Source organism: Paenibacillus sp. FSL R5-192 (genome assembly GCF_000517845.1).
Taxonomy (GTDB): Bacteria; Bacillota; Bacilli; order Paenibacillales; family Paenibacillaceae; genus Paenibacillus; species Paenibacillus amylolyticus.
Map to the genome: position 1 here is coordinate 303,660 of NZ_ASPR01000012.1, position 14,502 is coordinate 318,161.

15 protein-coding genes are annotated in these 14,502 nt (G+C 47.4%); 14 read left to right on the plus strand and 1 reads right to left on the minus strand.

The features are described from left to right. The first annotated feature begins 237 nt into the window (after nt 1-237). From tkt to C161_RS07370, 5 genes are all read left to right on the plus strand, one after another. Nucleotides 238-2,280 carry a transketolase gene (tkt, locus tag C161_RS07350; protein ID WP_036610788.1) on the plus strand — a complete coding sequence of 681 codons (2,043 nt, stop codon included), beginning with the start codon at nt 238-240 and terminating at the stop codon, nt 2,278-2,280. Between the two features lie 149 nt (nt 2,281-2,429). After that, nucleotides 2,430-2,747, plus strand: a complete 318-nt coding sequence (gene ppnP, locus C161_RS07355; RefSeq protein ID WP_017689983.1) for a pyrimidine/purine nucleoside phosphorylase — start codon at nt 2,430-2,432, stop codon at nt 2,745-2,747. A 236-nt stretch (nt 2,748-2,983) separates the two neighbouring features. Further along, nucleotides 2,984-4,339, plus strand: coding sequence for a glucose-6-phosphate isomerase (locus tag C161_RS07360; protein WP_017689982.1), 1,356 nt, complete (start codon nt 2,984-2,986; stop codon nt 4,337-4,339). Between the two features lie 176 nt (nt 4,340-4,515). Then, on the plus strand, nt 4,516-5,148 hold the full coding sequence (locus tag C161_RS07365) for a YigZ family protein (protein WP_036669098.1): 633 nt from the start codon (nt 4,516-4,518) through the stop codon (nt 5,146-5,148). A 5-nt stretch (nt 5,149-5,153) separates the two neighbouring features. After that, nucleotides 5,154-5,756 carry a TetR/AcrR family transcriptional regulator gene (locus tag C161_RS07370; protein ID WP_036669101.1) on the plus strand — a complete coding sequence of 201 codons (603 nt, stop codon included), beginning with the start codon at nt 5,154-5,156 and terminating at the stop codon, nt 5,754-5,756. A 190-nt stretch (nt 5,757-5,946) separates the two neighbouring features. Here the strand turns inward: C161_RS07370 and C161_RS07375 are convergent, their stop codons facing one another. Further along, a complete protein-coding gene (locus C161_RS07375) occupies nt 5,947-6,348 on the minus strand; it encodes a secondary thiamine-phosphate synthase enzyme YjbQ (protein ID WP_036669103.1) in 402 nt (133 codons plus the stop codon). A gap of 494 nt (nt 6,349-6,842) precedes the next feature. On the opposite strand from C161_RS07375, the gene cysT reads away from it, so the two are divergent. The 9 genes from cysT to C161_RS07420 all read left to right on the plus strand — a co-directional run bounded on the left by cysT (nt 6,843) and on the right by C161_RS07420 (nt 14,497). Next, the gene (gene cysT / locus C161_RS07380; protein WP_017689978.1) at nt 6,843-7,658 is read left to right on the plus strand and encodes a sulfate ABC transporter permease subunit CysT; all 816 of its coding nucleotides are present in this window, start codon (nt 6,843-6,845) and stop codon (nt 7,656-7,658) included. Then, the gene (locus C161_RS07385) at nt 7,655-8,452 is read left to right on the plus strand and encodes a sulfate ABC transporter permease subunit (protein WP_036669105.1); all 798 of its coding nucleotides are present in this window, start codon (nt 7,655-7,657) and stop codon (nt 8,450-8,452) included. The genes cysT and C161_RS07385 overlap by 4 nt, the downstream gene beginning before the upstream one ends. Before the next feature lies 1 nt (nt 8,453). After that, on the plus strand, nt 8,454-9,518 hold the full coding sequence (locus tag C161_RS07390) for a sulfate/molybdate ABC transporter ATP-binding protein (RefSeq protein WP_036610770.1): 1,065 nt from the start codon (nt 8,454-8,456) through the stop codon (nt 9,516-9,518). Nucleotides 9,519-9,543: 25 nt separating this feature from the next. Then, nucleotides 9,544-10,608 carry a sulfate ABC transporter substrate-binding protein gene (locus C161_RS07395; RefSeq protein ID WP_036669106.1) on the plus strand — a complete coding sequence of 355 codons (1,065 nt, stop codon included), beginning with the start codon at nt 9,544-9,546 and terminating at the stop codon, nt 10,606-10,608. Nucleotides 10,609-10,765: 157 nt separating this feature from the next. Further along, a complete protein-coding gene (locus C161_RS07400) occupies nt 10,766-11,212 on the plus strand; it encodes a hypothetical protein (protein WP_036669108.1) in 447 nt (148 codons plus the stop codon). Between the two features lie 285 nt (nt 11,213-11,497). Continuing rightward, nucleotides 11,498-12,304 carry an MBL fold metallo-hydrolase gene (locus tag C161_RS07405; RefSeq protein WP_036669245.1) on the plus strand — a complete coding sequence of 269 codons (807 nt, stop codon included), beginning with the start codon at nt 11,498-11,500 and terminating at the stop codon, nt 12,302-12,304. Nucleotides 12,305-12,422: 118 nt separating this feature from the next. Further along, nucleotides 12,423-13,295 (plus strand): RNA polymerase sigma factor, encoded by an 873-nt coding sequence (locus C161_RS07410; RefSeq protein WP_036669110.1) that lies wholly within the window; start codon nt 12,423-12,425, stop codon nt 13,293-13,295. A gap of 18 nt (nt 13,296-13,313) precedes the next feature. Next, a complete protein-coding gene (gene clpP, locus C161_RS07415; protein WP_017689971.1) occupies nt 13,314-13,895 on the plus strand; it encodes an ATP-dependent Clp endopeptidase proteolytic subunit ClpP in 582 nt (193 codons plus the stop codon). Nucleotides 13,896-14,122: 227 nt separating this feature from the next. Beyond that, nucleotides 14,123-14,497, plus strand: coding sequence for a GntR family transcriptional regulator (locus tag C161_RS07420; RefSeq protein ID WP_036610760.1), 375 nt, complete (start codon nt 14,123-14,125; stop codon nt 14,495-14,497). Nucleotides 14,498-14,502: the final 5 nt, after the last annotated feature.

The following is a 14,502-nucleotide window of genomic DNA, read 5'->3' on the forward strand; positions in this document are numbered from 1 at the left end:
TACAGTGCGATTTTTGCTTGATAGGCCAAGGATTATTCATCACAAACCACCAATTTTTCACGAACTTCTAAAAGAAGGTTATGGAAAAGCTTCACGCCAAGTGATACAATACAAAAGTGAATAAGTCAAAATGAAACACTCAAGCGGATTCACTTATTGTGAAATTCGGTTTGCTTGTATGATGAGAGGGATTCGCTTGCGCACCCGACTTATCTAAAGACATGAGGAGGACAAACCATGACTGACAAGAACGAAGCGATTCAAAAGGACGAGAACACTACAATCGACAACCTGTCGATTACTACCGTACGTACTTTGGCGATTGATGCAATTGAGAAGGCAAATTCCGGACATCCGGGTATGCCGATGGGCTCCGCTCCAATGGGGTACCAACTTTTTGCAAAAACGATGACTCATAACCCGGACCACCCAACTTGGGTTAACCGGGACCGTTTTGTCCTGTCTGCAGGACATGGCTCCATGTTGCTGTACAGCTTGCTGCACCTGAGCGGATATGATCTTCCAATGGAAGAACTGAAACAGTTCCGTCAATGGGGAAGCAAAACTCCGGGTCACCCGGAATTCGGACATACTGCAGGTGTTGATGCAACAACCGGCCCACTGGGTCAAGGTATTGCAATGGCTGTAGGTATGGCGATGGCTGAAGCTCAACTGGGCGCAACATACAATAAAGACAAATTCAACGTAGTTGACCACTACACTTACGCAATCTGTGGTGATGGCGACTTGATGGAAGGCGTATCTCATGAATCAGCTTCCCTGGCTGGACGTTTGCACCTGGGCAAACTGATCATGTTGTTCGACTCCAATGACATCACGTTGGATGGTAAATTGGATCTGTCTTCTTCCGAAAGCATCGCGAAGCGTTTTGAAGCTTATGGCTGGCAAGTGCTGCGCGTTGAAGATGGTAACGATCTGCCTGCAATCGAAAAAGCAATTCAGGAAGGTCAAGCAGATACACTGCGTCCTACACTGATCGAAGTTAAAACGGTTATTGGTTATGGTAGCCCGAACAAACAAGGTAAAGGCGGCCACGGCGGTACTCACGGATCTCCACTGGGTGCAGACGAAGCCAAATTGACTAAAGAGTATTACAAATGGGTTTACGAAGAAAACTTCCACGTACCAGCTGAAGTTCGCGATCACTTTGCACAAGTGAAAGATCGTGGTATCTCTGCTAACAAAGCTTGGGATGAGAAATTTGCCGAGTACAAAAAAGCTTTCCCTGAGCTGGCAGCTCAATTCGAAACAGCGATTAACGGCGACCTTCCAGAAGGTTGGGACCGTGATCTTCCTAAATATGCAGCAACAGACAAAGCTCTTTCCACTCGTGTAGCATCCGGTAACGCTCTGAACGGTCTGGCGCACAACGTGCCACAACTGACAGGTGGATCTGCTGACTTGGAAAGCTCCACAATGACTCACTTGAACAACCTGGAGAACTTCACACCTGAAGATTACTCCGGCCGTAACATCTACTTCGGTATCCGTGAATTCGGTATGGCTGGAGCAATGAACGGTATGGCACTGCACAGCGGTGTGAAAGTATTCGGAGGTACGTTCTTCGTATTTACCGATTACCTGCGTCCAGCTGTTCGTCTGGCTGCCCTGATGGGATTGCCTGTAACGTATGTTCTGACTCACGACAGTATCGCTGTTGGTGAAGACGGTCCTACGCACGAACCGATCGAGCAATTGGCATCCCTGCGTATCATTCCTAACCTGACGGTTATTCGTCCGGCTGATGGTAATGAAACTTCGGCTGCTTGGGCTTACGCGCTTGAGAACAAGAGCAACCCGGTTGCACTCGTACTCACTCGTCAAAACCTACCGATTCTGGAAGGAACAGTAGAAGGCTCCCGTGAGAACGTGAAACGTGGTGCTTATGTTGTCTCTGATGCAAAAGATGGCAAAGCGGTAGCACAAATTATCGCTACAGGTTCTGAAGTGCAATTGGCTGTTAAAGCTCAAGCAGCACTTGCAGAACAAGGCATCCAAGTTCGCGTAATCAGCATGCCAAGCTGGGATCTGTTCGAGAAACAAGACAAAGCTTATAAAGAGTCCGTTCTTCTTCCGGATGTTAAAGCTCGTCTTGCAATCGAAATGGCTTATCCAATGGGCTGGGAGAAATATGTTGGCGATCAAGGTGACATTCTCGGAATCAGCACATTTGGTGCTTCCGCGCCTGGCGACCGTGTTATCCAAGAATACGGCTTTACAGTGGATAACGTGGTTAGCCGCGTAAAAGCATTGCTGTAATAGCTTCATAAGCGCTGTTATGGTTGGGAGAGCATCATGCTGTCCTGATCCATGGCAGTAAGTTATTTCCGCAGAGATGGGCGGTGATTCGTTATCGCCCTGATCTGTTTTGCCTTTTGTTTTCATTAACTTCAGGGGAGCGGGTACGCATGTCACAATTCGATCAAGTCAGTGTAGTGAAAGAGGCCAACATTTATTATGATGGTCAGGTAACCAGCAGAACGGTTATTTTGGGGGATGGCAGCAAAGTGACTCTGGGCATCATGCTTCCAGGCAGTTATGAGTTCGGTACGGATTCCCGTGAAATTATGGAGATTCTGTCTGGAGATCTGAAAGTATTGCTTCCCGGAGAAGAAGAGTGGCAAGAGATTCAAGGTCAAGCTACGTTCCACGTGCCTGCCGAATCCAAATTTAAACTGGAGATACGCAGCGTTACTGACTACGTCTGCTCGTACCCGGCGGAATAACATAAGAAGGGTAAGCAGAACCGCAACCCGCGGATTCGGTTTACCCTTTTTGCTTCTTGAATTCTAACGACAAAGTTCGAGCTGCAAGCTTGTCAGCCCCGTGGATTTGAAGTATCCTTAAGGCAAGTTGTTTAGAATGGAATACGGACATAATATAAGAGGTTGTTCAAAAAGTCCGCTTTTGATTACAAAGTTTGAACACGCACTATAATCGAAATCAGGAGGTTTTTGAGATCATGGCAAAAAAAGTGACATTTGACTATAGCACGGCATTGCAATTTGTAAATCAGCACGAAGTGGATTATTTCGCAGAACCGATTCGTCTGGCTCACGAGCAGCTTCACAACGGAACAGGAACAGGCTCCGATTATCTGGGCTGGATTGATCTGCCAACGGCTTATGACAAAGAAGAGTTTGCTCGCATTCAAAAAGCGGCTGCCAAAATCCAAAGCGACTCCGAAGTACTCATCGTTATCGGTATCGGTGGATCATACCTGGGTGCACGTGCAGCGATCGAAATGCTGACTCACTCTTTCTATAACAATTTGCCAAAAGACAAACGCAAAACGCCTGAAATCTATTTTGCAGGAAACAATATCAGTTCCACATATGTAACTCATTTGCTGGATCTGGTTGAAGGTAAAGATTTCTCCGTTAACGTCATCTCCAAATCCGGTACAACAACAGAGCCAGCAATTGCTTTCCGTATCTTCCGTGCAGCACTGGAAGAGAAATATGGTAAAGAAGAAGCTCGCAAACGCATCTATGCTACAACAGACAAAGCGCGCGGTGCATTGAAAGAACTGGCAAATGCAGAAGGATACGAATCTTTCATTATCCCGGATGATGTAGGTGGACGTTACTCCGTTCTGACAGCTGTAGGTTTGCTGCCAATCGCAGCAGCTGGTATCAGCATCGAAGAAATGATGCAAGGTGCGGCTGACGCATCCAAAGAATACAGCAACCCGAACGTAGCTGAGAATGAAGCATATCAATATGCTGCTGTTCGTAACGCATTGTATCGCAAAGGCAAAGGCACTGAGATCCTTGTAAACTATGAGCCATCTCTGCACTTCGTATCCGAGTGGTGGAAACAACTGTTTGGAGAGAGTGAAGGTAAAGACTACAAAGGGATCTATCCTGCATCCGTTGATTTCTCTACAGACTTGCACTCCATGGGTCAATTCATCCAGGAAGGTAGCCGGAATATCTTCGAAACTGTTATCCAGGTTACTGAAGTTGCTGAGCATATCTCAATCAAATCCGATCCGGACGATCTGGATGGTTTGAACTTCCTTGAAGGAAAAACTATGGACTTTGTTAACAAAAAAGCGTTCCAAGGAACACTGCTTGCACATACGGATGGTCAAGTACCAAACCTGATTGTGAACATTCCAGATATGACTCCATATTCTTTCGGATATCTGGTATACTTCTTTGAAAAAGCATGCGGTATCAGTGGCTACCTGCTGGGCGTCAATCCATTTGACCAACCAGGCGTGGAAGCTTACAAGAAAAATATGTTCGCATTGCTGGGCAAACCAGGCTTTGAAGAAGAGAAAGCAGCGCTCGAAGCGAGACTTTCAGAATAATTCATCGGCCTGCTCATATAGTTGAATAAGGTAATGTAAATCTAACCGGGAATCACTGTTCGTGTAAGAGGCAGGGTTCTCGGATGTAGATAACCAGGGCAGTTCGTCCGCGTTCGCGCGGTGAACTGCTTTCTTGTAAAATGGACTCAGGAAAAGATCAGAAAGTTGGATTTAGGATGATTGAACGTTATCGCACGGTTCGAGGACCGGGCAATCTGGAAATTGTAATCAAGAAGTCGCGATTTATCGGTCATATTATGCCGGTCACGACAGAAGAAGAGGCTGTTGCCTTCATCGATGAGATCAAGAAAAAACATTGGAATGCAACTCATAACTGCTCTGCATACATGATTGGGGAGCGGGACGAGATCCAGAAGCAATCCGATGACGGTGAACCCAGCGGAACAGCAGGGAAACCCATTCTTGAAGTGATCAAAAATCAGAAATTAAAAAATGTGGCAATTGTGGTTACGCGATACTTCGGGGGAATTATGCTTGGAGCTGGCGGGTTAATTCGTGCTTATACGGATGGAGCTGTAGCAGCCATTGAAGCCGGAGAAGCCATTACCAACGTGCTACATCGTGAAGTGTTTGTTGAACTGGATTATACGTGGCTGGGTAAAGTGGAAAATGAGTTAAGAAGCCGGGAAGTCCGTACAGGTGAAACTGGATTCACCGATAAGGTTACGTTGACTTGTCTTCCGCCGGATAGTGAAACCGAGGCTTTTATAGCCTGGATCACGGATTTGACGCAAGGGCAATCCCGGATCACGGAGGGACAGCGGCTTTATTTTATTGAAGGGGAATAAAATATATGGCTAGAAGAGCAGTCGAACAGGAGTTGTCGAGGGAGCGGATACTGGAGGCGGCGAGGCACCTTTTTATTACCAAAGGATACCGCGCCATTTCGATGCGAAGCATCGGCCAGCATCTGGGCTATAGTCATGGGTCGCTGTATTATCACTTTAAGGAAAAGGCAGAGCTGTTCTATGCCATCGTGGTTGAAGATTTTAATCATCTAGGGCATTTGCTGCTGCAAGCCATGGTCAGGCCGGTTCGTGATGATGTGAGCAAGGTAGAGCACATTATGATGGAGTTTATTCGCTTTGGTCTGGAGAATCCATACCAATACGAAATTATGTTTATGATCAGGGACGAAGAACTGTTGTCTTATTGTCGTACCGAACAGGGACGTTGCTTCGAATTGTTTGCATCGATTATAAGACAGTATATGAATGAAGCGAACTGTACGGAAGAGGATATTCAAAGGGTACCGCGTACGCTATTTTTGGCTATGCACGGATTCATTTCTTATTACATTCAGGACCGTTTAACGTTTGTGGAGATTGAATCGTCTGCGCTGTCTCATGTCAAAGTGCTGTGCCGCAATCTGGGTCAGCAGCCTGGCGACCAATAATGGCGCTGTTGTTGCACCCCTACACTTCAGGGCGGTGATTTGTCATAACTTTAATTCTTTATAACGTTGTCTCGCGAAAGTTAGTAAACGCAGCAGACCAAGTCAGGCGGCTCCGACCCGGAATGAGGGTGGACCGCCTGTTTGTGTTTGCAAAAAATGAACGAGTTGGTGGCAGGCCTATTGGACCCAACTAACCTTCCATGATTTTGAGAAAATACTCCCGCTCACGTGGTCCATCGAATTCGCAAAAGTAAATGCCTTGCCAGCGGCCAAGCAGCAGCCTGCCTTCGTGAATAATTACCGTCTGTGACGGCCCTGTTGTGATCGATTTGAGGTGAGAGGCTGTATTACCTTCGGCATGTCGATACTCGGGATGCTCCCAAGGGTACACTTCGTCAAGGCGTAACAATACATCGTGTTTCACATCCGGGTCAGCATTTTCGTTGATGGCAATACCTGCCGTCGTATGTGGACAGTAGATGAGCACCGTCCCATTCTGCACCCCGCTACTCTGGACAACCTGCTTTACGTCCCATGTGATATCCTTCATTTCATCTCGTGTGGAAGTGGATATATTCTTCTTGTATAACATGTTAAATCACTCCTTAGGATCTCATTTCTTACCCTCGATTGTACCTTAACCACTACATACCAAACAAACCACATATGAAGACGGATATGTGAATCGCACAATAACGGAGAGGTCAGAAATAACCTGAAGAAGCGGAAGCTAAAAGCTTTCTGTAGGAAAGCTGCTTCGGAAGCATAAGCTTCGCCTTTATCACCGGATTTCCCCTTAAAAAAGGGGATGAAAGAAATCTCGGGATAACAGTGATCGGAAGGTTGTTCTGGCCGCGCAGTGTACAGTACGATTTTTATTAATCGTTCTCATATGAGGCCCAATTATATTCAATAAAAGCATTGACGATTAGCACTGCAAACTGGTAAAGTATCAGAAAAGCAAAACCAAGTAGACTAATGGGAATAATATTAAAGTAATATCATCCAACTTAGGAAAAATGTCGTATTAAAGCCAGGAAGACTGCCGACCGGAGCTAAAGCCGGAGGCTGGGAGGGAACGCAGCAATGAATACCGTTCTTCGTCATAAGGGATGGACTTGGGGATTCCGCAGTACCGTATTGTTATATTTTATCGTACTTATTGTACTTCCAATCATCGGTGTGTACGTCAATTCCTTCTCTGAAGGATGGAGCAACTTTGTTCAGAGCATTATGGACCCCATCGCGTGGAAAGCCGTACTGCTGACCATTCGGCTGGCCGTCATTGCCACGCTGATTAATGTGGTTTTGGGCACGATGATCGCCTGGGTGTTGACAAGGTATCGCTTTGTGGGCCGATCGTTTCTCAATAGTCTGGTTGATCTCCCGTTTGCACTGCCAACAGCGGTGGGCGGCTTGATGATTATGCTACTTTTGGGTCCGGTCAGTGCCATCGGGAAACTGGCAGAATCCATGGGATTTGAGATTGTATTTCACCAGCCCGCCATTGTTATCGCGATGACCTTTGTCACGTTTCCGTTTGTTATCCGTGCAGTGCAGCCTTTGCTGGAAGAAATCGATCCTTCCGAGGAAGAGGCCTCGTACACGATGGGGGCATCCAAGGCTCGCACGTTCATGCAGGTTATTTTGCCTTCCATGGCACCTGGCATGATCAGTGGGGGGATGTTGGCTTTCTCTAGAGGACTGGCTGAATTCGGGGCTGTTGTGCTGGTGGCTGGTAACATTCCGGGCAGAACACTGACTGCTTCCGTATTTATCTACGGGGAGATTGAAAGTGATAATCCAACGGGAGCCGCTGCGGTATCCGTGTTGCTCCTGACGCTCTCCTTCCTGATCCTCTGGCTGATCAATCTGGTGCAGATGCGGGGGAGAAGACGATGAGACGACTGTTAATCGGACTGACGTTTGTGGTATTTATTGTACTGCTGATCATCCCGCTTGGACGCATTTTTATTGGCGCATTTGAAGACGGGGCAGGTGGATTCCTGAAAGGGTTAATGCGTCCTGAGGCGTTACATGCCTTGATGATGACCGGACTGGTGGTTCTGGTGGTCACCCTGTTAAATACATTGTTTGGCATCATGATGGCTCTTTATCTGGTTCGTGCCGGATGGCTGAGTGAACGGATAAAAGGGCTGCTAAACAGCATTGTAGACCTGCCTTATGCCGTATCTCCTGTCATTGGCGGTTTGATGATTGTGTTGATGTTGGGACCTAACAGCATTATGGGTGCTTTTTTTGAAGGGATTGGATTCAATGTGGTCTATGCCTTCCCGGGTATGGTGATCGCAACGTTATTTGTTACCTTTCCACTGATGGTCAGAGAGGTTATGCCTGTCCTGCAGGAACTCGGTTCCCAGCAAGAGGAGGCCGCATCTACACTTGGCGCTTACGGCTGGAGAACGTTCTGGAGTGTGACATGGCCTTCGATCCGCTGGGCGGTAGTGTATGGTCTAGTCTTGACGGTTGCGCGCTCGCTTGGGGAATTCGGTGCAGTGCTGGTGGTATCCGGTAATATTATGAACAAAACGCAGACCGCAACAACCCTGGTGTACCAGGATGTTGAGAATTTTAATGTGGCTGCCGCAAATGGTGTGGCATTGGTGCTGGTCACCTTCTCCGTCGGGCTGCTGCTTATGATGGAATGGGCCAAGAAGCGAAAGGAAGTGCATTGATATGCATGTAGAAGTCCGTGATCTGAACAAACATTTCGGTGATTTTCATGCGGTAAAAGATGTCTCATTCGATATTGCCAAAGGCCATCTGATCGGTCTGCTTGGACCCAGCGGAGGCGGGAAAACGTCCATTCTACGGATGCTTGCGGGTCTGGAGAATCCGGGTTCTGGAGAGATTCGCTTTCATGGAAAAGTGGTGAACCATCTGCCTCCACAGGAGCGGGGCATCGGATTTGTATTCCAGAACTATGCCTTGTTCAAACATATGACGGTATTTGAGAATATCGCCTTTGGACTCAAGGTTAAGAAGACACCAAAAGCCCAGATTCGTGATCGGGTTATGGAACTTGTTGAACTGACCGGGTTAAAAGGTTTCGAACAGCGCTATCCACATCAGTTGTCTGGTGGGCAGCGTCAGCGTGTTGCTTTTGCCAGAGCACTCGCCCCGGAGCCCCAGCTATTATTGCTGGACGAACCGTTCGCGGCCATTGATGCCAAGATTCGTCAGGAACTGCGTTCATGGTTGCGTGAGCTAATCGAGCGAGTAGGAATCACTTCGATTTTTGTAACGCATGACCAGGATGAAGCGATTGAAGTGGCGGACGAAATTATGATTATCAGCCAAGGTCGTCTGGAACAGAAGGGCACACCTTGGGATATCTACAAAAACCCGCAGACACCGTTTGTGGCTACATTTATCGGGGAGTCTACGGTTGTGGAGGATGCCTCCCAGTTGAAAGGGTTCGAACATGCCGTCGAGGGTGAACATACCAAAGCGCTTATTCGACCGGAGTATATTGAGATCGGCTTGAAAAACGAGTTTACCATGTTGTCTGCAACGGAAAAAGGTACAGTCAAACATCTTCATTTCCGCGGCAGTGAATGGATGGTAGAGGTGGACGTACAGGGGCACAAATTAATTACCTATCGTTCCCTGGAGAAAACGACATTGGAGATTGGTCAACAGATTCGCGTCCTTGTACACCGTGCATACCTGTTCAATGACTCAAACAGTTGGGTGGTTGAGAACCGACTGAAGGAAGATCCGATGCCGGTGATGATTTAGATCAAGTGAAAGAAGGGGGCTGCCCATGCAGACGAGGAAGAAAAAAGCCATACTCTTATATGTTGCCCTCATGCTTCTGCTCGTCTGCATGACCGCTGGATGCAGCAAGCAGGAGGAGTCAAGCGAACAGAACGAGTCCGCTGGTAACGATTCATCCAATACGCTGGTGATTGGTGCCTATAGTGTAGCGAAAGATGCTGTAGGCGAATTGCTGCCCAAGTTCCAGGAGGAGTGGAAGGCGAAGACTGGACAGACAATTAACTTCCAGGAATCCTATGAAGCTTCGGGTACACAGGCAAGAGCCATCGTTGGTGGATTCGAGGCTGATGTGGCCTTGCTCGCGATGGAGAGTGATATCGAGAAGCTGGTCAAAGCCGATCTGGTTAGCTCCGATTGGAAACAGACCCCTAATGAGGGCATGATCACCCGTTCGATTGTTGTTCTGGGTACAAGAGCAGGCAACCCGCTCGGAATTCATGATTTTCAGGATTTAACCAAGCCGGGAGTGAAGGTGCTCTACCCTAATCCAAAGACATCCGGGGGCGCACAATGGGACATTAATGCCATCTACGGTGCCGGATTGAAACTGTCGGAGGAGCAAGAGGGGAAGAAAGATCCTGCCGCAGCCAAGGCTTTTCTCGAACAGGTACATCGTAACGTTGAATCATTGGACAAGAGTGGGCGTTCTTCGATGGCGGCATTCGAATATGGTGTGGGTGATGTCATCGTCACGTATGAAAATGAATTGCTTGCCCGGATCGCCAAAGGTGTAGATTATGACATCGTCATTCCAAAAAATACGATCCTGATTGAGAACCCGGCAGTTGTGGTGAATAAATATGCCGATAAACATGGAAATCGCGAACTGGCAGAAGCCTTTGTCGCATATCTGCGTACACCAGAAGCGCAGCGTATTTTTGCCAAGCATGGTTTTCGTTCAGTAGATCCGGATGTATTTGCTCAGACCGAGTCCACATTCCCAACGCCTGAAGGATTATTTGATATCAACTATCTGGGTGGATGGGACGAGGTACGCAGTACGTTGTACTCCAAACGCGGCGTGTGGTATCAGGTGCTCGCTGGATTATGAGTATTGCTGATGTAATCGAATAGGTAACCGAGCATGTGGATACTAAACCTTCATTTCAATGGAAGTAGAGATGAAGGTTTTTTACTGCCAAAAGGTTATAATAGAGGTATACTGAATCATGATTGTTACATAGTACTAGCAGGAAGGTGTGAGTTGGATGAGTGCAGAGATCAAATTATCCCAAAGTACAGCAATTCGACTGGAGCAGGCCCGCGGTAAGGGGATGCCTGAGGAAGAAATTTTAAAAGCTATTCAAGCGAAAGACGTTTCCGCTTTTGACGCCGTGTCTGAAGAGGAATACCGATATAACGAATTTTTCTCGTATGCGGATGAGCATGGTGAAAATCTGGAGGCAGCAGTGAAAGACGGCTACCGGATTACCTTTAACACGCGTGGTGGACTCGGAATCTGGTTGGAGAAAGCCTTCAAGGTACAGCCCGAGAAAGACTTCACAGTGGGTGAAGGAATCATCACCGGATTACAGTTGAAACCGGAGCAGGCAGAGGTGCTGGCGAAGCGGCTTGCATCGAACTGGGTCATTACAGATTCGAAGGATGTACCTGCGGGTCGGGAACTGACATTGAAGCTGCGAGCACTGGTATAATTCCAGCGATAGGTGGGTGTGACTCGAATTAATCAGTCGTGGCCTGTGTAAAAGGTAAGGCCTGATCTTCATGCGGATGACCCGCTTATACGGTTGCACCACATGCTGACGAAGCGTACGCTCCCGAATGGAGCGAAGCATGGAGATGAAGGTCTGACGGTGAACGGTCAGACCACAGACTGTCCCGAATTGCAGTGGAGAACTGCAGCGGGATGGTCTTTTTTTTTGCAAAAACAGAGGTTGACGATTACAATCTACATATCATTAATTCAGGGGGAATGCGGATTGAATCAGCTAACATTTCTGGGCACTGGCGATGCGATGGGCGTTCCACGTGTGTATTGTGAATGCGAAATATGTACAGAGGCAAGGCTTACGGGAGAGAATAAACGGAAACGCTCTTCTGTTCTGATTGACGGTGGTGGGGATGGTGAGGGTGAACAGTTCATGATTGACTGCGGACCAGACTGGAGATCACAGATGGAGGATCAGGGATTACGTATGGTGCATACGCTGCTCATCACTCATGCTCATTTTGACCATATTGGAGGATTGCCAGAATGGGCGGATGCATGCCGCTGGTTGGGGGTAAAGGGACGTTTGTATGCACCACGTGAAGTGATTGCCACCATTCAGGGACAGTTTCCTTGGTTGGGTCGTCATATGGACTTTCTGGAAACGGATGATGATATTGAACTAGGCGGCTGGAAGGTACATTCCTGGAAAGTATGCCATGGACATAACGGGTATTCTTACGCCTATCGATTGGATCAGGGTGGGTATAGCTGGGCGTATTGTTCAGACGCTATTGACCTGAAGGATGCCGAGAAAGAGCCATTGCACGGACTGGATATGCTGGTGCTTGGAACAAGCTTTGTGCATGAGCTTGCGGAATTTTCAACACGTTCCGTGTACGATATGCGTGAGGCGCAGGAGCTGCTGTGGGAACTGAAGCCGGGTCATACTTATTTTACACATATGTCTCATGACGTCGATGTACGGCAGAATTATAATCTGGATCAAGGTATTACGATTGCCCTTACCGGGATGAAGGTGCCGCTTGGAACATTAAAGCTGGAAACGAATGCGTAACTCAACTTAACTAGCGTAATAAAAATAAATTCAGAAGAGCGTATCCTTTACAAGGGGTTCTTCGTTTACATAGTGTAAGTCAAAATCAATCAGGAACCAGCAAAGGGGGGCCCCCAAGATGGCCTTTGTGAAGTCCGTGGATTGCAGAATCAACAGACCACATGATGATGGTAAACAAGATAAATTCGATATTGAATCTAATGGCAACGACAGAAAAAATCAATTGAACCCAAGCGTCCATACCGTGCTACCCGATCTGATGGGTTCGTTGTATGCGTATTGTCTATCTCTGACGAAATCAGTTCCAGACACGGAGGATCTGGTTCAGGAGACCTGTCTCAAAGTGTTGTCGTCGAGAGTGGTTGGAACTTCCGGGATGAATAAAGATATAAACTGGGAAGCTTATCTGATTCGTATTGCTCGCAACAGCTGGATTGATATCTTACGTCAGCGGGAGAGATTGGCTTATAAACTGGATAGCTTGAAGCCGCTCCTACACGAAATGGAGGAGGAAAGGCAATTCGAGGAATTGGAGTCTGCCGTACAACTTCTTGTAATTAAGCTACCACCGTGGCAGCGAGTGATATATGTATTACGTGAATTAATGGGTTATAGGGCGGCAGAGACTGCGGAAATGCTGGATACGACAGAAGGTGCTGTGAAAGCAGCGTTAAGTCGTGCACGCTCTGCCATAGCTGAAGTGAGGCACAGGTTGGAACAATCGGACGCTGAATTGCAGTATGAGGAAGGCGCAGTGGAGGACAATCGGGAGGAACTGCGCAGCTATCTGCTGGCATTTCGTAATGGGGATACAGCCCGAATCATTGATCTGTGCCTGAACCGGACCGATGATCCGATGGCTGTGGCGGGGACGATTTTGCAGCAGACTTTGCCGTCTCCATCCACGCAGCCAATGATGTACGGGTACTCCACTTCTGGCATGAACTCGATGTCGTATGGAGGAGGATACACGGTCAACATGGTTGCCTAAACCGAGGAGGCGACACACATGAATGTAGTACCCTATGTAGTGGAACAGACAGCTCGCGGAGAGCGGAGTTATGATATTTATTCACGTTTGCTCAAAGATCGGATCATTATGGTGTCTGGAGAAATTGAGGATCAGATGGCAAATGCCATCGTGGCCCAGTTATTGTTTTTGACTGCAGAGGACCCGGAAAAGGACATTCAGATGTACATCAACAGCCCTGGTGGGTCGGTGACCGCAGGATTTTCCATCTATGACACGATGCAATTTGTGAAGCCGGATATCTCCACGATCTGTACAGGGATGGCGGCAAGCTTTGGCACGATATTGCTGGTAGGTGGAACAAAAGGTAAACGTATGGCGCTGCCCAACAGTGAGATCATGATCCATCAGCCCCATGGCGGTACGCGAGGGCAGGCATCCGATATGCTGATTCATGCTAACCGCATCATTCAGCATCGTCAGCGCCTTAACAAGCTGTTAGCCGACCATACAGGACAGTCAATTGAGCGAATTGAGAAGGACTCGGATCGAGACTATTTCCTGACTGCTGCGGAAGCAGTCGAATATGGATTGGTGGATAAGGTCATATCCAGCTCATAACAGTAGCCCGTAAGGTCATGTGACCTTACGGGCTTGATTAATCAAGAGGACGAACAGGAAACTGACGTCCTCTTTTTGTCGTCCAGATTAGCTAGCCCGTGTCTATGGATCGAATCAGAATGAGAATAATGTGAAATAAATATTGACCATCGGTAGGTATAGTGTATATATTATATATATACACTATACCTACCGAAAACTACATAACATCAATGAGGTGAGGAAAGATTAACATTTTAATATCGAATGCTTCGAGCGATCCGATCTACATGCAGATTCTAACTCAGATCAGACAGAGCATCTTGAGCGGAGAATTGGTTGCTGGAGATAGTCTTCCCTCCATTCGGCAGCTCGCCAAGGATCTGCAAGTCAGTGTTATTACAACTAAACGTGTCTATGAAGAGCTGGAGAAGGAGAAACTGATCGATTCAGTTGTAGGCAAAGGGAGCTTTGTATCCGGAGCCAATCAGGACTTTATTCGAGAGCGGCGGATGAAACAATTGGAAGAGAAGATGCTCGAAGTGATTCGTGAGAGCAGAGAACTGGGCATGAGTTCACAGGATGTAATCCATCATCTTACATTGTTGGTTGAGGAGGAATAAGCATA